15 protein-coding genes are annotated in these 19,016 nt (G+C 70.8%); 12 read left to right on the forward strand and 3 right to left on the reverse strand.

What is annotated here, in order from left to right:
- The 10 genes from PINTE_RS14410 to PINTE_RS14455 form a co-directional block, all read left to right on the forward strand.
- Window positions 1-840, forward strand: an 840-nt coding sequence (locus PINTE_RS14410) for a molybdopterin-dependent oxidoreductase (RefSeq protein WP_157087266.1), incomplete at its 5' end; no start/stop codon positions are given.
- A complete protein-coding gene (gene nuoH, locus PINTE_RS14415) occupies window positions 837-2,264 on the forward strand; it encodes an NADH-quinone oxidoreductase subunit NuoH (RefSeq protein ID WP_084343621.1) in 1,428 nt (475 codons plus the stop codon). The genes PINTE_RS14410 and nuoH, both read left to right, overlap by 4 nt.
- Window positions 2,257-2,952 (forward strand): NADH-quinone oxidoreductase subunit NuoI, encoded by a 696-nt coding sequence (gene nuoI, locus PINTE_RS14420; protein ID WP_068432064.1) that lies wholly within the window; start codon window positions 2,257-2,259, stop codon window positions 2,950-2,952. Before nuoH ends, nuoI begins: the two co-directional genes overlap by 8 nt.
- Window positions 2,949-3,716 carry an NADH-quinone oxidoreductase subunit J gene (locus PINTE_RS14425; RefSeq protein WP_068432067.1) on the forward strand — a complete coding sequence of 256 codons (768 nt, stop codon included), beginning with the start codon at window positions 2,949-2,951 and terminating at the stop codon, window positions 3,714-3,716. The genes nuoI and PINTE_RS14425 overlap by 4 nt, the downstream gene beginning before the upstream one ends.
- Window positions 3,713-4,012, forward strand: coding sequence for an NADH-quinone oxidoreductase subunit NuoK (nuoK, locus tag PINTE_RS14430; protein WP_068432071.1), 300 nt, complete (start codon window positions 3,713-3,715; stop codon window positions 4,010-4,012). Before PINTE_RS14425 ends, nuoK begins: the two co-directional genes overlap by 4 nt.
- A gap of 13 nt (window positions 4,013-4,025) precedes the next feature.
- Complete coding sequence (gene nuoL / locus PINTE_RS14435; RefSeq protein ID WP_068432074.1) at window positions 4,026-5,978, forward strand: NADH-quinone oxidoreductase subunit L; 1,953 nt, start codon at window positions 4,026-4,028, stop codon at window positions 5,976-5,978.
- Window positions 5,979-5,995: 17 nt separating this feature from the next.
- Window positions 5,996-7,690 carry an NADH-quinone oxidoreductase subunit M gene (locus PINTE_RS14440; RefSeq protein ID WP_068432099.1) on the forward strand — a complete coding sequence of 565 codons (1,695 nt, stop codon included), beginning with the start codon at window positions 5,996-5,998 and terminating at the stop codon, window positions 7,688-7,690.
- Window positions 7,687-9,276 carry an NADH-quinone oxidoreductase subunit NuoN gene (nuoN, locus tag PINTE_RS14445; RefSeq protein WP_068432079.1) on the forward strand — a complete coding sequence of 530 codons (1,590 nt, stop codon included), beginning with the start codon at window positions 7,687-7,689 and terminating at the stop codon, window positions 9,274-9,276. Before PINTE_RS14440 ends, nuoN begins: the two co-directional genes overlap by 4 nt.
- Window positions 9,273-10,274: a polyprenyl synthetase family protein gene (locus PINTE_RS14450; protein WP_068432082.1), complete on the forward strand. Its 1,002-nt coding sequence runs from the start codon at window positions 9,273-9,275 to the stop codon at window positions 10,272-10,274. Before nuoN ends, PINTE_RS14450 begins: the two co-directional genes overlap by 4 nt.
- A 194-nt stretch (window positions 10,275-10,468) precedes the next feature.
- Entirely contained in the window at window positions 10,469-11,194 is a 726-nt protein-coding gene (locus PINTE_RS14455; protein WP_084343622.1) for a TetR/AcrR family transcriptional regulator, read from the forward strand.
- 92 nt (window positions 11,195-11,286) lie between these two features.
- Here the strand turns inward: PINTE_RS14455 and rarD are convergent, their stop codons facing one another.
- The 3 genes from rarD to PINTE_RS14470 are packed head-to-tail and all read right to left on the reverse strand — an operon-like array spanning window position 11,287 to window position 15,403.
- Entirely contained in the window at window positions 11,287-12,222 is a 936-nt protein-coding gene (gene rarD, locus PINTE_RS14460) for an EamA family transporter RarD (protein ID WP_068432085.1), read from the reverse strand.
- Window positions 12,207-13,283, reverse strand: a complete 1,077-nt coding sequence (locus tag PINTE_RS14465) for a 2-oxoacid:ferredoxin oxidoreductase subunit beta (protein ID WP_068432088.1) — start codon at window positions 13,281-13,283, stop codon at window positions 12,207-12,209. The genes rarD and PINTE_RS14465 overlap by 16 nt, the downstream gene beginning before the upstream one ends.
- Before the next feature lie 14 nt (window positions 13,284-13,297).
- Complete coding sequence (locus PINTE_RS14470; RefSeq protein WP_245642959.1) at window positions 13,298-15,403, reverse strand: 2-oxoacid:acceptor oxidoreductase subunit alpha; 2,106 nt, start codon at window positions 15,401-15,403, stop codon at window positions 13,298-13,300.
- Between the two features lie 246 nt (window positions 15,404-15,649).
- On the opposite strand from PINTE_RS14470, the gene htpX reads away from it, so the two are divergent.
- Both htpX and pepN read left to right on the forward strand, forming a co-directional pair.
- On the forward strand, window positions 15,650-16,507 hold the full coding sequence (htpX, locus tag PINTE_RS14475; protein ID WP_068432091.1) for a zinc metalloprotease HtpX: 858 nt from the start codon (window positions 15,650-15,652) through the stop codon (window positions 16,505-16,507).
- Between the two features lie 123 nt (window positions 16,508-16,630).
- Window positions 16,631-19,016: aminopeptidase N (pepN, locus tag PINTE_RS14480; RefSeq protein WP_169798537.1), on the forward strand; the 2,386-nt coding region annotated here is incomplete at its 3' end.

Raw genomic sequence — 19,016 nt, forward strand, 5'->3', positions numbered from 1 at the left:
GGCCGGCCGGTCGTCGACGCCATCGCCCGCGACGAGGCGCTGCAGGCCTGGGGGCTGGACGAGTTGCCGACCCACGCGGGCCGGGACACCTGGCAGATCCTGCAGGCCGCGGCCGACGGTCAGCTCGGCGGTCTCGTGGTCGGCGGTGTCGACCTCGGCGACCTGCCCGGTCAGGGCATCGCCCGCCGGGCGCTCGAGCGGGCCTTCGTCGTCAGCCTCGAGATCCGCCGCAGCGAGATCGCCGACGTCGCCGACGTCGTGTTCCCGGTGGCCGCGGTCGCCGAGAAGGCCGGCACGTTCGTCGACTGGGAGGGCCGCACCTCCCGGTTCGAGCAGGCGCTGTCGACCGACGCCGTGCCCGACGCCCGGGTGCTCGATCTCATCGCCGCGGAGCTGGGGGAGTACCTCGGCACCCGTACGATCGAGCAGACCCGCGCGGAGATGACCGAACTCGGCCCGTGGGGCGGTCCCCGGCCGCGCCGCAGCGGCGACCACACCGGCTCGCGTCCCAGCCCGGGCGCCGGCCAGGCCGTGCTCGCGACGTGGCACCACCTGCTCGACGCGGGCCGCATGCAGGACGGCGACCCGTTCCTCGCCGGCACCGCACCCGCGGCCCAGGCGCGCATCTCCCCGGTGACCGCCGACGAGCTCGGCGTCGCCGACGGGGCCGCGCTCACCGTCTCCACCGAGCACGGCGCGATCACGCTGCCGACCCTGGTCACGCCCATGGTCGACCACGTGGTGTGGCTGCCGACCAATTCCGTCGGATCCGCCGTGCGCGCCACGCTCGACGCGCAGGCCGGGGACGTCGTCAACCTCAGCAAGGGTGGTGTGGCATGACCCTCGTGGCCTCGATCGCGGCCCCGGTGACCGGGCTGGTCTCGCTGGTCCCCGCCGACGCGTTGCCGACGCTGGCGGCGACGGAGCGGCCGGTCGCCGACTTCTCCGACACCCCCTGGTGGCTCTCGCTCATCAAGGCGATCCTCATCTTCGTCTACCTGCTGCTGCAGGTGGTCGTCGTCATCTGGTTCGAGCGACGCGTCATCGGCCGGATGCAGCAGCGACCCGGCCCGAACCGGTTCGGACCGCTGGGCGCCCTGCAGACCCTCGCCGACGGCTTCAAGCTCGCGTGGAAGGAGACGTTCGTTCCGAAGAACGCCGACACCTTCACGTACCTGCTGGCCCCGATGATCGCCGGCGCCGCCGCGTTCATCGCCTTCTCGGTGATCCCGCTCGGCGGCACGGTCTCGATGTTCGGGCACCAGACGCCGCTGCAGCTCACCGACGCCCCCGTCGCGGTGCTGCTCGTGCTCGCCGCCGCGGGCATCAGCGCCTACGGCTTCGTGCTCGCCGGCTGGTCGTCCGGGTCGACGTACCCGCTGCTCGGTGGCCTGCGCTCCACCGCGCAGGTGATCTCCTACGAGATCGCGATGGGCCTGGCCCTGTTGGCCGTCTTCCTCTACGCGGGGTCGATGTCGACGTCGACGATCGTCGAGGCGCAACGCGGCATGTGGTTCGTCATCCCGGCGTTCTTCAGCTTCGTCGTCTACGTCGTCTGCATGGTCGGCGAGACCAACCGGCTCCCGTTCGACCTCGCCGAGGGCGAGGGTGAGATCGTCGGCGGCTACCACACCGAGTACGGCGGCATGCGCTTCGCGATGTTCTTCCTCGGTGAGTACGTCAACATGTTCACGGTCGCGGCCCTGGCCTCCACGCTCTTCCTCGGTGGCTGGCACGCCCCGTTCGGCATCGGCCTCATCAACGACGGCATGTTCGAGAACGGCTGGTGGGGTCTGCTGTGGATGACCGCGAAGATGTGGTTGTTCATGTTCTTCTTCGTGTGGCTGCGCGGCACGCTGCCCCGCACCCGCTACGACCAGTTCATGCGCTTCGGCTGGAAGTTCCTCATCCCGGCCACCCTCGTGTGGGTCATCGCCGTCGCGTTCATCCGCGCCGCCCAGATCGGCTTCCTCGGTTCGAACACCCTGCTGGCCACGATCTCGGTCGTCGTCATCGTCGCGGTCATCGCCCTGGCGGTCGCCTGGAAGTGGGATGTGCGTCGCGAGCAGCTGGCCCAGCGGCCGGCGCCGCCGACGGAGATCGACCCGTTCGCGGGGGGCTTCCCCGTGCCCCCGCTGCCCGGGCAGACGCTGCGCGAGCCGAGCCTGATGCCCCGCGGACGCCAAGTGAGCGCGACCAGCTCATCCAGCGGCCACCCGACCACCGCCGACCCCACCAGCGACAAGGAGCCCGACAATGGCTGAGGCCAAAGGCAGGTCCTCGACGCCCGACGACGGCAAGGACAGCAGCCCCGGCTTCTTCGAGGAGTTGCTCGCTCCCGTGGCGGGATTCGGGGTGTCGTTCCGCACGATGTTCCGCAAGGTCCCCACGGAGGAGTACCCGGAGGAGAAGCGCCCGACGGCCCCGCGCTACCACGGTCGGCACCAGCTGAACCGGCACCCCGACGGGCTGGAGAAGTGCGTCGGCTGCGAGCTGTGCGCGTGGGCGTGCCCCGCCGACGCGATCCTCGTCGAAGGCGCGGACAACGACGACACCCCGCTGGACGAGGGCGGTCGCGGTCGGTTCTCGCCGGGCGAGCGGTACGGGCGCGTCTACCAGATCAACTACCTGCGGTGCATCTTCTGCGGGCTGTGCATCGAGGCCTGCCCCACGCGCGCCTTGACGATGACGAACTTCTACGAGCTGGCCGACCACTCCCGGGCCGACCTCATCTTCGAAAAGCACCAGCTGCTCGCGCCGTTGGCCGAGGGCATGGTGGCGCCCCCGCACCCGATGGTCGACGGCATGGAGGAGCGGGACTACTACCAGGGCAAGGTGTCCAAGGCCACCCGCGAGCAGCGCGACTTCGTGAACGCCCGGGACCGGGCGGAGCGCAGGGCCGGCGCCGACGACGCGAACACCACGAACAACGAGAGTGAGGTCGCGCGATGACCGGCACTGGTGAGGCCGTGCTCTTCTGGATCGCGGCACCGATCATGGTGCTGGCGGCCCTCGGTCTCGTCTTCACCAAGCGGGCGGTCTACGCGGCCCTGTGCATGGTGCTGACGATGATCACGCTCGGCATCGTCTACATCACCCAGGGCGCCGAGTTCCTCGGCCTCGTGCACGTGTTCGTGTACACGGGCGCGGTGATGATGCTGTTCCTGTTCGTCGTCATGCTCGTCGGCGTCGACGCCTCCGACTCGACGATCGACGCCCTCAAGGGCCAGAAGTGGTGGGGCTTGGCGCTCGGCCTCGGTCTGGCCGCACTGCTCATCGGCTCGATCGCCGGCACCGTGTTCCCGCCGGCCCCGCCGATCGCCCAGATGAACGCCGAAGGCAACGTCACCGGCCTGGCCTACCTGATCTTCGGCCGCTACCTGGGTGTCTTCCAGCTCGTCGCCGCCCTGCTCATCACCGCCACGCTGGCAGCCATGGTGCTGGCCCACCGGGAACGCCTGCTGCCCAAGCCCGCGCAGCGTGAGTGGAGCCAGAAGCGCGTGCGCGACAACCGGCACGTCGCGGGTCTGCCCGCCCCCGGCGTGTACGCCCGCCACAACGCGGTCGACACGCCGGCGCTGCTGCCCGACGGCACGCCCAGCGAGCTGTCGATCTCGCGCGTGCTCGCCTCGCGTCAGCAGCTGCAACGTCCGGACGAGTACACGCACCCGGACGAGGAGATCGCCCGCGAGATCGAGGAAGGTTCGCACCGATGAGCCTGACGAACTACCTCTACCTGTCGGCGGCGCTGTTCGCGATCGGCGCCTCGACGGTGCTCATCCGGCGCAACGCGATCATCGTGTTCATGGGCGTCGAGCTCATGCTCAACGCGGTGAACCTCTCATTCGTGACGTTCTCCCGCATGAACGGGCATCTCGACGGCCAGGCCATCGCGCTCTTCGTGATGGCCGTGGCGGCCGCAGAGGTCGTCGTCGGCCTGGGGATCATCATGGCTATCTTCCGCGCCCGTCGGTCGGCCTCGGTCGACGCGGCCAACCTGCTGAAGCTGTAAGGAGTCAGGCGCGATGCAACCCCTTATTGCCCCGGCGCTCTCTGCGCTGGCCACGTCCGAAGCCCCGTCGACGGCGGTGCCGGCGGACGGGGTCGCCGCGATGGGCTGGCTGCTCGTCGGGCTGCCGCTGCTCGGCGCGGCCTTGCTGCTCATCGGCGGACGCCGCACGAACTCCTTCGGTCCGGCCCTGGCCACCGGCCTGTCCTGGGCCAGCTTCGGCGTCGGTGCCGCGATCTTCATCGAGATGCTCGGCCGCGACTCCGGCTCCCGGGCGCAGCACCTCACGCTGTGGTCCTGGATCCCCACCGGGCCCTTCCAGCTCGACGCGGGCATGCTCATCGACCAGCTGTCGATCAGCTTCGTGCTGCTCATCACGTTCGTCGGCTCGCTCATCCACGTGTACTCGATGGGCTACATGAGCCACGACGTCGACCGGCGCAAGTTCTTCGCCTTCCTCAACCTGTTCGTCGCGGCCATGCTGACGCTGGTGCTCGCCGACAACTACCTGCTGCTGTACGTCGGATGGGAGGGCGTGGGTCTCGCGTCCTACCTGCTCATCGGCTTCTGGAACTGGAACCCGCCGTACGCCTCCGCCGCGAACAAGGCGTTCATCGCCAACCGCATCGGTGACTACGGTCTGGGGCTGGCGATCATGGCGATGTTCGCGACCTTCGGCACCGTGACGTTCGCCGGGGTGGCGCAGGGCGCCGCGCAGGCGTCCACCGGCACGCTGACGATCATCGGTCTGCTGCTGTTGCTCGCCGCCTGCGGTAAGTCGGCGCAGTTCCCGCTGCAGAGCTGGCTGGGCGACGCGATGGCCGGCCCGACCCCCGTCTCCGCGCTCATCCACGCGGCGACGATGGTGACGGCCGGCGTGTACCTCATCGTGCGCAGCCACCCGATCTACAACCTCGCGCCCAACGCGCAGCTCGCCGTCGCCGTCGTCGGCGCGATCACCCTGACGATGGGTGCGATCATCGGCTGCGCGAAGGACGACATCAAGAAGGCGCTGGCAGCCTCGACGATGAGCCAGATCGGCTACATGATGCTCGCCGCGGGCCTGGGCCCGATCGGCTACGCGTTCGCGATCTTCCACCTGCTGACCCACGGCTTCTTCAAGGCCGGCATGTTCCTCGGAGCCGGGTCGGTCATGCACGGCATGAACGACCGGGTCAACATGCGCACCTTCGGAAACCTCTCGGGCCCGATGAAGATCACCTGGGCGACGTTCCTGTGCGGCTGGCTCGCGATCATCGGCTTCCCGCTGCTGTCGGGCTTCTGGTCGAAGGACAAGATCATCGAGTCGGCGTTCGTCGGTGAGGGCTGGCGGCCCTGGGTCTTCGGGCTCACGACGCTGCTCGTCGCCGGGCTGACCGCCTTCTACATGTCGCGCCTGTTCTTCATGACCTTCCACGGCAAGAAGCGCTGGTTGCCGGACGACCACCCGCACGAGTCGCCGCTGACGATGACGATCCCGATGGTCATCCTCGCGATCGGCTCGGTCGGCCTGGGCGCCCTGCTGAACTTCGGCGGCTTCACCGACTTCCTCGCCCCCGCCACCGGCGGGCACGTCGAGCACCACGAGCCGGTGCTGTCGATCCCGGTCATCATGGGCGCGACGATGCTGCTCATGGTCGCCGGCGTCGCGCTGGCGTGGATGCGCTACTGGCGCGACGACGTGGCCGCGGAGCCGCGGGCCTCGTTCGCCCGCACGGTCGCCGCGCGCGACTTCTTCCAGGACGACGTCAACCACGGCGGTCTCGTCGTGCCCGGTCGCGCCCTGGTCGACGCACTCACCTACACCGACGACCACGGGGTCGACGGGTCGGCGCGAGGCCTCGCCGGCGGTATCACCGCGATGTCCGGTCTCGTGCGCCGCGCGCAGAACGGTTTCGTGCGGTCTTATGCCCTGACGATGCTCCTCGGCGTCGTCCTCGTCCTCGGTGCCCTGTGGGTGGTGCAGTGATGAACCAGTTGTCCTCGATGGCTGCCTTCCCCTGGCTGACGACGCTCGGGCTGGTCCCGCTCGTCGGGTCGGTGCTGCTGCTCGTGCTGCGCCACTCGGCCGCGGGCCGCCAGATCGCCCTGGCGTTCTCGCTGGCCACGGCAGCGCTGGCGATCGTCATCGCGTTCCAGTTCGACACCGGCTCCGCGGCCCAGTTCCAGCTCGCCGAGCAGCACGACTGGATCCCGCAGTTCGGCGTGAGCTACGCGCTCGGAGTCGACGGCATGGCGCTGACGATGATCGTCATGTCGGCGATCCTCGTGCCGATCTGCATCCTCGCCGCGTGGCACGACATCCCCGAGGGTGGGCAGCGGCAGAACACGTACTTCGCGTGGATGCTGCTGCTCGAGGTGTTCATGATCGGCGTGTTCGCCGCCACGGACGTCTTCCTCTTCTACGTCTTCTTTGAAGCGATGCTCGTGCCGGTTTACTTCCTCATCGGCTCGTACGGCGGCCCGCGCCGCAACGCCGCCGCGATGAAGTTCCTGCTGTTCTCGCTCGCCGGTGGTCTGGTCATGCTGGTCGCCGTCATCGGCCTGTACTTCCAGGGTCCGCGCGGCAACACCGGCTTCCTCGTCGAGAGCCTGACCGGCCTGCAGATCCCGGGCCTGACCCAGAACCTGCTGTTCCTCGGCTTCTTCATCGCCTTCGCGGTCAAGGCGCCCATGTGGCCGGTGCACACCTGGCTGCCGGACGCCGCCGAGCAGTCCAAGCCGGCCACGGCCGTGCTGCTCGTCGGTGTGCTCGACAAGGTCGGCACCTACGGCATGATCCGGTTCTGCCTGCAGCTGTTCCCCGAGGCCAGCCAGTGGGCGACCCCGGCGGTCATCGCCCTCGCGCTGATCTCGATCATCTACGGCGGCGTGCTCGCCATCGGCTCGCAGGACATGATGCGGCTCATCGCGTTCACGTCGGTCAGCCACTTCGGCTTCATCGTGCTCGGCATCTTCGCGATGACCCACGTGTCGATGTCCGGCTCGATGCTGTACATGCTCAACCACGGCTTCTCGACCGCGGCGCTGTTCCTCATCGCCGGCATGCTCATCCAGCGCGGCGGCAGCCCGCTGATCCGCGACTACGGCGGCTGGCAGCGGATCACCCCGGTGCTCGCCGGCACGTTCCTCGTGTCGGGCCTGTCCGGTCTGGCGCTGCCCGGCCTCGGGTCGTTCGTCTCCGAGTTCCTCGTCATGATGGGCACCTTCCAGCGGTACCCGATCGTCGCGGCGATCTCCTCGATCGGCATCCTGCTCGCGGCGCTGTACATCCTGCTGTGGTACCAGCGCGTGTTCACCGGCCCGAAGCCCGGCACCCAGGTCATCGACGTCGACGGCGCCGCCAAGCTCGTCGGGCCCGACGGCCGGCCGATCGGCGCGCACGACGAGCACGGCACGTCCGGCGCAGTGCACCGAAGCGGTTCGTCCGGCGCGGGCGCCACGAGCCTGGAGGCCGACCCGGCGCAGACCCACCGGGCCGCGGGCCTGGCGGGCGTCCGTGACCTCGACCTGCGGGAGCGCCTCGTCGTGGCGCCGCTCATCCTGCTGTTCCTGCTGCTCGGCTTCTTCCCGAAGGTCGCGCTCGACGTCATCGATCCGGCCGTCACCCAGACGCTCACCCACGTGGGTGTCACCGACCCCGCGCCCGCAGTGGGCGCCCTGACCGGGAGTGCCAAGTGATCCCCGCACTGTCTGCGGCCGCCCCCGTGGCGGCGAGTCTTCCGGCCGTCTTCGTTCCGGCGGACGTGAACTACTCGGCTCTCGCGCCGATGCTCATCATCTTCGCCAGCGCGGTGATCTGCGTGATCGTCGAGGCGTTCGCGCCCCGCCGGCTGCGCCACCCGGTCGAGTTCGCGATCGCCATGGTCAGCCTCGTGGCGGCCCTGCTCCTGCTGCTGCTGCGCGGCGGCTCGATGCACGGCGCGACCCTCGGCGGCACGGTGGTCGTCGACGGGCCCGCGGTGATCATCCAGACGATCATCGTGCTGTTCGGCGCGATCGCGCTGGTCATCATGGCCGAGCGGTTCCACGGCCGGCTCGCCGACGCGTTCACGCCGTCGGGCTCCTCGATCCCCGGCTCCGAGCAGGAGGCGGTGGCCGAGCGGCTCGGCACGACCACCGAGATCTTCCCGCTGACGCTGTTCTCGATCGGCGGCATGATGCTGTTCCCGGCGGCCGCGGACCTGCTGACGCTGTTCGTCGCGCTCGAGGTGCTCTCGATGCCGCTGTACGTGCTCACCGCCCTGGCCCGCCGCCGTCGCCTGCTCTCGCAGGAGGCGGCCCTGAAGTACTTCCTGCTCGGGTCGTTCTCGTCGGCGTTCTTCCTGTTCGGCGCGGCGCTGCTGTACGGCTACTCGGGCTCGGTGAACCTCAGCACGATCGCGGCCTCGCTGCCGGTCGTCAGCGGCCGTGAGGGCCTGCTCGTGCCGGGCATCCTGCTCGTGCTCGTCGGCCTGCTGTTCAAGGTCGGCGCGGTGCCGTTCCACTCCTGGACCCCGGACGTCTACCAGGGTGCGCCGACCCCCGTCACCGGTTTCATGGCCGTGTGCACCAAGGTCGCCGCGTTCGGCGCGATGATGCGCGTCGTGTACGTCGGCTTCTCCGGCGCCCGGTGGGACTGGCAGGCGGCCGTGTGGGTCGTGGCCGCCCTGACGATGATCGTCGGCTCGGTGCTGTCGGTGACCCAGACCGACATGAAGCGCCTGCTCGCGTACTCCTCCATCGCGCACGCCGGGTTCATCCTCGTCGGCCTCCTGGCCTTCGACGTCACGGGCGTCTCGTCCGTGACCTTCTACCTGGCCGCGTACGGCTTCACGACGCTCGCGGCGTTCGGCCTCGTCATGCTCGTCCGCTCCGGCGGCACCGAGGCCACGCACATCGGGCAGTGGGCCGGGCTGGCCCGGCAGTCGCCGATCGTGGCCGGCACGATGACGCTGCTGCTCATGGCGTTCGCGGGCATTCCGCTGACCTCCGGCTTCACCGCCAAGGTCGCGGTCTTCTCCGCCGCCATCGGCAACGCCGGGGTGGCGGGCGCGGTGCTCGCCGTCATCGGTGTGCTGTGCAGCGCGATCACCGCGTACGTCTACTTCCGCATCGTCGTGCTGATGTTCTTCTCGGAGCGCACCGACGACTCGGTCGCCGTGCTGTCTCCGTCGGTCGGCACGAGTGCCGCCATCGCGCTGGGCGCGGTCGCGACCATCATCCTCGGTGTGTTCCCCGCTCCGCTGTTGTCGATGGCCGCCGACGCCGCCCTGTTCCTGCGATGACGGCGGGCGGCGCGAGCACGCTGCAGCTGCCAGGGACCTCGCCCGACCTCGTCGCGACGCTCGCGCGCGACGTGGCCCGGGTGGAGGAGTTCATCGCGTCGGCCGTGAACGCCGACGACCCGTTCATCGCGGAGGCCTCGGGGCACCTGTTCCAGGCCGGCGGTAAACGGTTTCGCCCGATGCTCACCGTGCTGTGCGCGCAGCTCGGTGACGGCGCCAACGACGACGTGATCGCCGCGGCCGCGGCCGTCGAGCTGACGCACCTGGCGTCGCTGTACCACGACGACGTCATGGACGAGGCCGACCTGCGGCGAGGCGCGCCCAGCGCCAACGCACGCTACGACAACTCGACGGCGATCCTCGTCGGCGACCTGCTGTTCGGCACCGCGAGCTCGATCGTCGCCGATCTCGGCGCGCAGGCCGTGAAGATCCAGGCCGAGACGTTCGTGCGGCTGTGCGCCGGGCAGATCCGCGACGCCCGGCCGCGGCCGGCCGGGGTGGAGCCCATCGACTACTACCTCGGGGTGCTCGCCGACAAGACCGGGGTGCTCATCGCGACCGCGGCCCGCTACGGCGCGATGTTCTCCGGCTGCTCGGAGGAGACGATCCGCGTGCTCACCGAGTACGGCGAGCGGCTCGGGGTCGTCTTCCAACTCGCCGACGACCTCATGGACGTGGCGGCGCAAGGCACGTCCGGCAAGGCCGCGGGCACCGACCTGCGCGAGGGCGTCGACACGCTCCCGACCCTGTACGTGCGGCAGGCGGCCGACCCCGGCGACGCCCGGCTGCTCGAACTGCTCGACGCCGATCTGCGCGACCCCGGCCTGCACGCCGAGGCGCTGGCGTTGCTGCGGGCGCACCCGGCGATGGAACGCGCCGCGCAGCGCACCCGTGATTATGCCCACGCCGCGCAGGCCCTGCTCGACCCGCTGGGCGACACGGATGTGACGCGCGCGTTACGCGCCCTCACGGGCAGCGTGGTGGACCGCGCCGTCTGAGGCCTCTGCGCCCGCCCGCGTCGCCGCAGGTCGCCGCGCAGATTTCACGTCTCATCGCGACATGCGCTGCGCCCCAGGGGATGTCGGGATCCCGTAACTGTCGGATCAAGGTTTGATAACGGCAGCGTATGCGGTCCGTAAGGTTGGGGGTTCGTGCGCATGGCGTGGGCACAGGTGCCCGTATCGTGTGGGTTATGTCGCGAGTCCCTGCGGAGCAACGCCGTGAGCAGCTCATTGAGGCGACGATCGACCTTGCCATCCGGGAAGGTCTGGCCGCCGCGTCCGTGCGGCGCATCGCCGACGAGGCGAACGTCTCCCTCGGCGTCGTCCACTACTGCTTCAGCAGCAAAGAGGCCCTGCTCAATGCGGTGGCGGAGTCGTTCGCGACACCGATCCTCGGCCCTGTCGCCAAGGCCATCGAGCACAGCCACGCCGGTTTCGAGGAGACCGTTCGCACGGCCCTCCAGACGTTCTGGGAGGTGACCCAGAACGCTCCCGGGCGGCAGCTGCTCAGTTACGAGCTGGCCGCCTGGTCGATCCGGGGAGACGGTGAGGCCGCCCGGCTGCTGTACCAGACCTACCTCGACGTCATCGAGAGCTTCATCACCCAGGGCCTGGGCATCAACGGCTCCGAGATGATGCCCTCGCGGATCCTGGCCCGCATGGTGCTGGCGTTGACGGACGGCATCATGCTCGCCTGGCTCGTGGACCGCGACGACGCGGCCACCCAGGCCGTGCTCGACGCCTACACCTCGGTGCTCGTCACCATCGTCCGCGACGCCCAGCGCTCCGGGTTCCTCACCCTGAAGGACGACTCGCTGGGCGGGGCGGGCGAGGCGAACGGCGACGGCGCGGAGTCCGACGAGAGCGCCCGCGGCGGCGAGGCGAACGACAAGGACGACCCGGCGCAGCAGGTCTGATCGGCTGATCGACGGTCGTGCGGTCGTCGGATCGGTACAGGTCGGTACAGGTCGGTACGGGGAGTACGCGGGGACGGCGGGGGACCGGGCGGTCAGCCCACCGGCGGGGCCACGACGCGGGCGCGCATCTGATAGCGCACGGAGTCGGCGACGAGCACGACGAGTGCCACCCACACGATCGCGAAGCCGGTCCATCGCCCCGGGCTCATCGCCTCGCCGAGCGCCAGGCCGCTGACGAACTGCAGGATCGGCGCGATGAACTGCAGCAGCCCGATCGTCACGAGCGTGACCCGTCGGGCCGCCGCCGCGAACAGCAGCAGCGGCACCGCGGTGACGACGCCGGTGGAGGCCAGCAGCGCCGCGTGAGCGGGCCCCTGACCGCCGAACGTCGAGTGCCCGGAACCCACCAGCCAGACCATGGCGGCGGCCGCTACGGGGGCCAGCACGACCGTCTCCGCGGTGAGGCTCTGCAGTGCCGTGAGGTTGACGCCGACGTGCTTTTTCACCAGGCCGTACGTGCCGAACGAGAAGGCCAGGCCGAGCGCGATCCACGGCACGCTGCCGGAGTCGATCGCGAGGTAGATCCCGCCGGCGCCGCCGATCGCGACGGCGAGCGCCTGCAGCGGGCGGATCGACTCGCGCAGCACGATCAGGCCCAGCGCGACGCTGACGAGGGGGTTGAGGAAGTACCCCAACGCCCCCTCGGTGATGCGCCCGGAGGTGACGGCCACGAGATAGATCGTCCAGTTGGCCGCGACGAGCAGCCCGGCGACGCTCACCGCGAGCAGCTGCCGGGGCGCGCGCAGCGCCCGCACGAGCCCGCCGGCCTGCCGCAGGGCTACGGCCAGCACCGTGCACAGCAGCGCGCTCCACAGGATCCTGTGCAGCAGGATCTCCCACGCGCCGGACGGGGCCAGCGTGAGGAAGTAGAACGGCAGCATGCCCCACAGCAGGTAGGCGGTGAGGCCGTAGAGCGTGCCCGTGCGGGCGCTCGACGTGCCCGACGCGCCCGTCAGTTCACGGTCCACGTGTCCTTGCCTGCGAGCAGGGCCGCGAGGTCTTCCTCGTCGGCGCGCCCGCCGTTGCCGGCCACGGCGGAGGCGACCTGCGCCCGCACCTGATCGTCGTAGGTGGGCTTGGAGACCGAGCGGAAGATGCCCATCGGCACGTGGGCCATGTCGGGGCCGTCGAGTTGCGCGAGCTCGAACGCCAGCGACGGGTTATCGGCGTGCACGTCGTGGGTGACGACGCGGCTGCCGTTGACGGCGCTGGTGCCGACGACGTCGAGTTCGCCGGACTCGTGCCGCACGACGACGTGGTGGTCGCCCGCGCGCACCGGCTGCTGGTCGGCCAGGTGCAGGATACGGGCCTGGGCCTGCTCGCGGTCCTTGAGCACCTCGAACGCGCCGTCGTTGAAGATCGGGCAGTTCTGGTAGATCTCCACGAGCGCGGCGCCGCGGTGCTTGGCGGCCGCGTGCAGGGTCTCGGTGAGGTGCTTGCGGTCGGAGTCCATCGTGCGGGCCACGAACGTGGCGCCCGCCCCGAGCGCGAGCGCGATCGGGTTGAACGGGGCGTCGACCGAGCCCGCGGGGGAGGACTTCGTCACCAGGCCCTGCCCGGACGTGGGGGAGTACTGCCCCTTGGTCAGGCCGTAGATCCGGTTGTTGAACAGCAGGATCTTGAGGTTGACGTTGCGGCGCAGCGCGTGGATGAGGTGGTTGCCGCCGATCGAGAGGGCGTCACCGTCTCCGGTGATGACCCACACCGACAGGTCGTCGCGGGAGGTGGCCAGGCCGGTGGCGATCGCCGGGGCGCGGCCGTGGATCGAGTGCATGCCGTACGTGTCGAGGTAATACGGGAAGCGGGAGCTGCAGCCGATGCCGGAGATCGCGACGATGTTCTCGCGCTGCAGCCCGAGCTGCGGCAGGAACGACTGGAAGGCCGCGAGGATCGCGTAGTCACCGCAGCCGGGGCACCAGCGGACCTCTTGGTCGCTGGTGAAGTCCTTCTTCGTCTGCGCGGGCGCTCCCGCGGGCAGGCGTGGCACGCCGTGCGTGCCCAGACTCGGCATACCGAGATCGATGCTCATGATGCTCCTCGCGCTCAGGCGCTGGTCGATGCGGTGGTCTTGGCGGAGCCGGTCGGGCGATCCTCCAGCTCCGCGGCGGTGTGCTCAGCCGTCTGCTTCGCCTCGTCGGGGTCGACGTCGACGGGAGGCTGATGCATCTGCTCGGCGGGTTCGTGCACGCCCGGGTCGATGCTCTCGTCGTGGTCGATCGGCGCGGAGACGGGGGCGGTGTCCTCCGGCTCCGATTCCGGCTGCGATTCCGGCTGTGACTCGGGCTCGGGGGAGGCGTCGGCCAGGGCTTCGGCGATGACCTCGACGAGCTCGGCGGACGTGAACGGCAGGCCGCGCACCGCGGTGTGCGACTGCACGTCGACGAGGTAGGTGCCGCGCAGCAGCAGGGCGAGCTGGCCCATGTTCATCTCCGGCACGAACACCTTGCGGTACCGGCGCAGCACCTCACCGGTGTTCGCCGGCATCGGGTTGAGGTAGCGCAGGTGCGCCTGGGCGACGCTCAGGCCCGAGGCGCGCAGCTGGCGCACCGCCGCGCTGATCGGGCCAAACGTCGAGCCCCAGCCGAGCACGAGCACGTCGGCGTCGCCGGAGGGGTCGTCGACCGCGAGGTCGGGCACGTCGATGCCGGCGATCTTCGCGGCCCGCAGCCGGGTCATCCGGTCGTGGTTGTCGGGGTCGTAGGAGATGTTGCCGGTGCCGTCGGCCTTCTCGATGCCGCCGAGGCGGTGCTCCAGGCCCGCGGTGCCGGGCACCGCCCAGGGGCGGGCCAGGGTCTTCGGGTCGCGCACGTACGGGTGGAAGGTCGGGTTGCCCTTGCCGTCGACCGCGTTCGGGTCGGTCGCGAAATCGACGGTCAGCTGGGGCAGGTCGGCGACGTCGGGGATGCGCCACGGCTCGGAGCCGTTGGCGAGGTAGCCGTCGGAGAGCAGGATGACGGGGGTGCGGTAGGTCGTCGCGACACGCACCGCCTCCATCGCGATCGTGAAGCAGTCGCTCGGGCTGCTCGGGGCGATGACGGCGACGGGCGACTCGCCGTTGCGCCCGTACATCGCCTGCAGCAGGTCGGCCTGCTCGGTCTTCGTCGGCAGGCCGGTCGAGGGGCCGCCGCGCTGCACGTCGATGATGACCATCGGCAACTCGGTGGAGACGCCCAGGCCGATCGTCTCGGCCTTCAACGCCAGGCCCGGGCCGGAGGTGGTGGTCACGCCGAGCGACCCGCCGAACGCGGCGCCCAGGGCGATACCGGCTCCGGCGATCTCGTCCTCGGCCTGGATCGTCGTCACGCCGTAGCGCTTCAGGCCCGAGAGCGTGTGCAGGATGTCGCTGGCCGGGGTGATCGGGTAGCTGCCGAGCACGAGCGGCAGGCCGCTGCGCTGGGAGGCGGTGACCAGGCCGTACGCGGTGGCGATGTTGCCGGTGATGTTGCGGTAGCGGCCCGGGGCCATCGGGGCCGGCGCGATCTCGTAGCTGATCGCGAAGTCCTCGGTGGTCTCGCCGTAGTGGTAGCCGGCGGTGAGCGCGGTGAGGTTGGCGCCGAGCACCTCGGGCTTGCGGGAGAACTTCGCCTTGAGGAACGCGCGGGTGCCCTCGAGGGGGCGGGTGTACAGCCAGGAGAGCAGGCCGAGGGCGAACATGTTCTTCGCCCGCTCCTTCTCCTTGCGGGTGAGGTCGAAGTCCGAGAGCGCCTCGACGGTGATCGACGTCAGCGGCAGCGAGTGCACGTGCCACGACTCCAGCGAGCCGTCGTCGAGCGGGTTCGCGCCGTAGCCGACCTTGCCGAGGTTGCGGCGGGTGAACTCGTCGGAGTCGGCGATGATCGTGCCGCCGCGACGCAGGTCGGCGAGGTTGGCCTTGAGGGCCGCCGGGTTCATCGCGACGAGCACGTCGGGGGCGTCGCCGGGGGTCATCACCGAGTGGTCGGCGAAGTGCAGCTGGAAGCTGGAGACGCCGGGCAGCGTGCCCTGCGGCGCGCGGATCTCGGCGGGGAAGTTCGGCAGGGTCGACAGGTCGTTGCCGAGTGCGGCCGTCTCGCTGGTGAAACGGTCTCCGGTCAGCTGCATGCCGTCACCGGAGTCACCGGCGAACCGGATGACGACGCGATCGAGCTGCTGAACCTGCTTGGCTGACATGAGGTGGATTCACCAGGCTTCCGGATGGGCGGTACGTCGTTGGGGCGGTCACTGCGGACCGTGCGCCGCAGGCCATGCTAGGCGAACCCTACGGATGCGTAGGTTTCTCGCCAGGTGCTGGACCCTCACGGTGTGACGCACGGACGAGTCCGGCTATTCCCGTCCGTCGCGGCATCGTCCGAGCACTGAGACGAATTCGCCTCATCGGGCGGAACACCGGGCGCCCCCGGCCACGTTGTGCTGGGCATGACCAACCACTTCAACGGCGTGAAGACCGCCGCGCTGTTCGGCGTCATCTTCGCCATCCTGCTCGGGCTGGGCGCGGTGATCGGCGGCGGCCGGTACATCTGGCTGTTCGCGCTCGTCGGCGTGGCGATGACCTTCTACGGCTACTGGAACAGCGACAAGATCGCGATCAAGGCGATGCAGGCCTATCCGGTGACCGAGGAGGAGGCCCCGGCGATGTACCGGATCGTGCGGGAGCTGTCGGCCCGGGCGAACCAGCCGATGCCGGCGCTGTACATCTCGCCGACGCGGGCCCCGAACGCGTTCGCGACCGGGCGCAACCCGAACCACGCCGCGGTGTGCTGCACCGAGGGCATCCTCGACCTGCTGGACGAGCGGGAGCTGCGCGGCGTGCTCGGCCACGAGCTCATGCACGTCTACAACCGCGACATCCTCACCTCGTCGGTGGCGGCCGCGCTGGCGGGCATCATCACGAGCGTCGCGCAGATGGCGATGTTCTTCGGCGGCAACGACGAGAACCGGCCCAACCCGATCGCGATGATCGCCATCGCGCTGCTCGCGCCGCTGGCGGCCTCGATCATCCAGATGTCGATCAGCCGCACCCGCGAGTACGACGCCGACGAAGACGGCGCCAAGCTGACCGGCGACCCGCTGGCGCTCGCCGACGCCCTGCGCAAGCTGGAGCTCGGCGTGCAGCGCGCGCCGCTGCGTCCGGAGCCCAAGCTGCAGAACGCGGCGCACATGATGATCGCCAACCCGTTCCGCGCCGCCGACGTCAAGAGCCTGTTCTCCACCCACCCGCCGATGGCCGGGCGCATCGACCGCCTCGAGAACATGGCCCGCGAGCTCGGCCGCTGACGCGACCACCGTGCCGCCGACCCCAACGACCGTGAAAACTGCGTGTCACGGTCAGAACTGCGGTTGGTGTCGCAGTCCCGACCACGACACGCAGTTCCGAGTGAGGGGTGAGGGGGGCCGTTGGTGAGCCTGCGCGTGAGCGACGCCCGGGAGCGGGCGCGGCTGCTCGCGGTGCGCGGCTACGAGCTGGAGCTCGACCTCGACCGCGGGGCGCGGCTGTTCGGTTCCCGGGTGCGGATCGCGTTCTCGTGCCGGGAGCCGGGGGCCTCGACCTTCCTCGACGTGCGCGCCAGAGAACTGCGCTCGGCCACGCTCAACGGGCGGCGTCTCGACCCGACCACCTGCGTCGACGGGCGGCTGTCGCTGCCCGACCTGGAGCCCGAGAACGTCGTCGAGGTCGACGCGGTCATGGCGTTCCGCCGCGACGGCGAGGGGCTGCACCGCGCGAGCGACCCCGCCGACGGCGCCGACTACGTGTACGGCATGACCTTCCTCGACGCGGCGCCCACCGTGTTCGCCTGCTTCGACCAGCCCGACCTCAAGGCGCCCTACGAGGTGGGCGTTCGGGCTCCGCTCGGGTGGCGGGTCATCGGCAACGGCGCCGCCCGCGAGACGGAGCCGGGCCGGTGGCGCCTGGCGCGCACCCAGCCGCTGGCCACGTACGTCGTGACGATCTGCGCCGGGCCGTGGGAGCGCGTCGGCGCGACCCACCGCGGCATCGAGCTCGGCTGGTACGCCCGGGCGAGCCTCGCGCCGCAGCTGCGCGAGCAGGCTCCGGAGCTGCTGGCGGTCACCGCCTCCGGGCTGGACCACTTCGAGGAGCTGTTCGGCATCGCCTACCCGTTCGGGCCCGGTTACGACCAGGTGCTCGTGCCGGAGTTCAACGCGGGCGCGATGGAGAACCCGGCGTGCGTGACGTTCGCGGAGACCGCGCTGCACCGGGGGGCCGCGACGACCGCGCAGCGCCGGGGTCGGGCCACGACGATCCTGCACGAGATGGCGCACATGTGGTTCGGCGATCTCGTGACGATGCGCTGGTGGGACGACCTGTGGCTCAACGAGTCGTTCGCCGAGTACCTGGCGCACCGGGCGCTGGAGGCGACCGGGGTGTTCGAAGGGGCCTGGGTCGACTTCGGCATCGCGCGCAAGGCCTGGGGGTACGCGGCCGAGCGCCGGCCCTCGACGCACCCGGTGGCCGCCAATCCCGCGCCCGACGCCGCCGCGGCGCTGGCGAACTTCGACGGGATCTCCTACGCCAAGGGCGCGAGCGTGCTGCGCCAGCTCATCGCCCACGTCGGCGACGAGGCGTTCGTCGCGGGCGTGCGGGCGCACCTGAGCCGGCACGCGCACGGCAACGCCGACCTCGCCGACTTCCTCGCCGCGCTCGGGTCGGCCGCCGGGCGCGACCTGGCGCCGTGGGCGCAGGCCTGGCTGCGCACCGCCGGGCGCGACGAGCTCGGGGTGCGTCTGGAGTGCGCGGGCGGCCGCATCACCGGCGCGGACCTGCTCCGCACCCCGCCGGCCGCGCACCCGCCCGACCACCCGGCCGACCGGCCGCACACCCTCGACGTCGCGGGCTTTCGCGACGGGCGGCAGCTGTGGCGCGAGCCGGTGCGCACGACGCGGGATCGCGCGCCGCTGCCGCAGTTGGTCGGCGCCGACGCGCCCGCTCTGGTGCTGCCCAACGCCTCCGACCTCACGTGGGCCGACGTGCGCCTCGACGGTGCCAGCGCCGCCGCGCTGCCGCACGAGCTCGCGCGCGTGGCCGACCCGACCGCGCGGGTCGTCGCGTGGGTCGCGCTCATCGACGCGGTCACGCAGGGCCGCGAGGCGCCCGCGCTGTTCTTCGACACGCTCGTCGCGGCGCTGCCCAGCGAGCGCGACAGCGGAGTCGTCGCGATGCTCGGCCGCGTCGGGACGACGCTGGCCGGGTCGTATCTCCCCGACCCGCGGGAGGGGTGGGCGGCCCTGACGGCCGCGGGCATCGGACTCCTCGACGCGACGAAGACCGCTGCGGCGCCTGACGATTCGCTGCGGCTCGCGGCGCTGCGCGTGGCGGCCGACGCCAGCGACGACGCCGACCTGCTGGCGTCGTGGCTCCGCGGCGAGGGCCCCGCAGCGGCCTTGGCGGGAGACCGTGACTTCGGTTGGCTGTGCGTCACCGGCCTGGCCCGGCTCGGCGCGATCGACGCCGACGGCATCGACGCGCACCTGGCGCAGGACACCTCGCTGCAGGGCCGGTTGCAGGCGCTCACCGCGCGCGCCGCGATCCCGACCGTCCCGGCGAAGGCCGCCGCCTGGCGGTTGCTGGCCGGCCCCGGCGAGGCGGGCAACCACGAGCGCCTGCACACCGCGCACGGATTCTGGCGGCTGCCGGCCGACCCGCCCGACGCCGCGCCCGACGACCCGCCCGACGCCCCGCCCCACCCCCGGCCCGACTCCGCGACGGGCCCGCACCTCGACCTGCGCCCCTACGTCGCGCGCTACTGCGAAGACCTGCCGAGGCTGG

Source organism: Piscicoccus intestinalis NBRC 104926 (genome assembly GCF_001515525.1).
GTDB lineage: Bacteria > Actinomycetota > Actinomycetes > Actinomycetales > Dermatophilaceae > Kineosphaera > Kineosphaera intestinalis.

Coding starts and splice junctions, on each gene's coding strand:
- PINTE_RS14440 (WP_068432099.1), top strand. CDS start 5,996: ATGGCTGCCTTCCCCTGGCTGACGACGCTCGGGCTGGTCCCGCTCGTC.
- PINTE_RS14450 (WP_068432082.1), top strand. CDS start 9,273: ATGACGGCGGGCGGCGCGAGCACGCTGCAGCTGCCAGGGACCTCGCCC.
- nuoL (WP_068432074.1), top strand. CDS start 4,026: ATGCAACCCCTTATTGCCCCGGCGCTCTCTGCGCTGGCCACGTCCGAA.
- PINTE_RS14465 (WP_068432088.1), bottom strand. CDS start 13,283: ATGAGCATCGATCTCGGTATGCCGAGTCTGGGCACGCACGGCGTGCCA.
- nuoK (WP_068432071.1), top strand. CDS start 3,713: ATGAGCCTGACGAACTACCTCTACCTGTCGGCGGCGCTGTTCGCGATC.
- nuoI (WP_068432064.1), top strand. CDS start 2,257: ATGGCTGAGGCCAAAGGCAGGTCCTCGACGCCCGACGACGGCAAGGAC.
- htpX (WP_068432091.1), top strand. CDS start 15,650: ATGACCAACCACTTCAACGGCGTGAAGACCGCCGCGCTGTTCGGCGTC.
- PINTE_RS14425 (WP_068432067.1), top strand. CDS start 2,949: ATGACCGGCACTGGTGAGGCCGTGCTCTTCTGGATCGCGGCACCGATC.
- nuoH (WP_084343621.1), top strand. CDS start 837: ATGACCCTCGTGGCCTCGATCGCGGCCCCGGTGACCGGGCTGGTCTCG.
- PINTE_RS14470 (WP_245642959.1), bottom strand. CDS start 15,403: ATGTCAGCCAAGCAGGTTCAGCAGCTCGATCGCGTCGTCATCCGGTTC.
- PINTE_RS14455 (WP_084343622.1), top strand. CDS start 10,469: ATGTCGCGAGTCCCTGCGGAGCAACGCCGTGAGCAGCTCATTGAGGCG.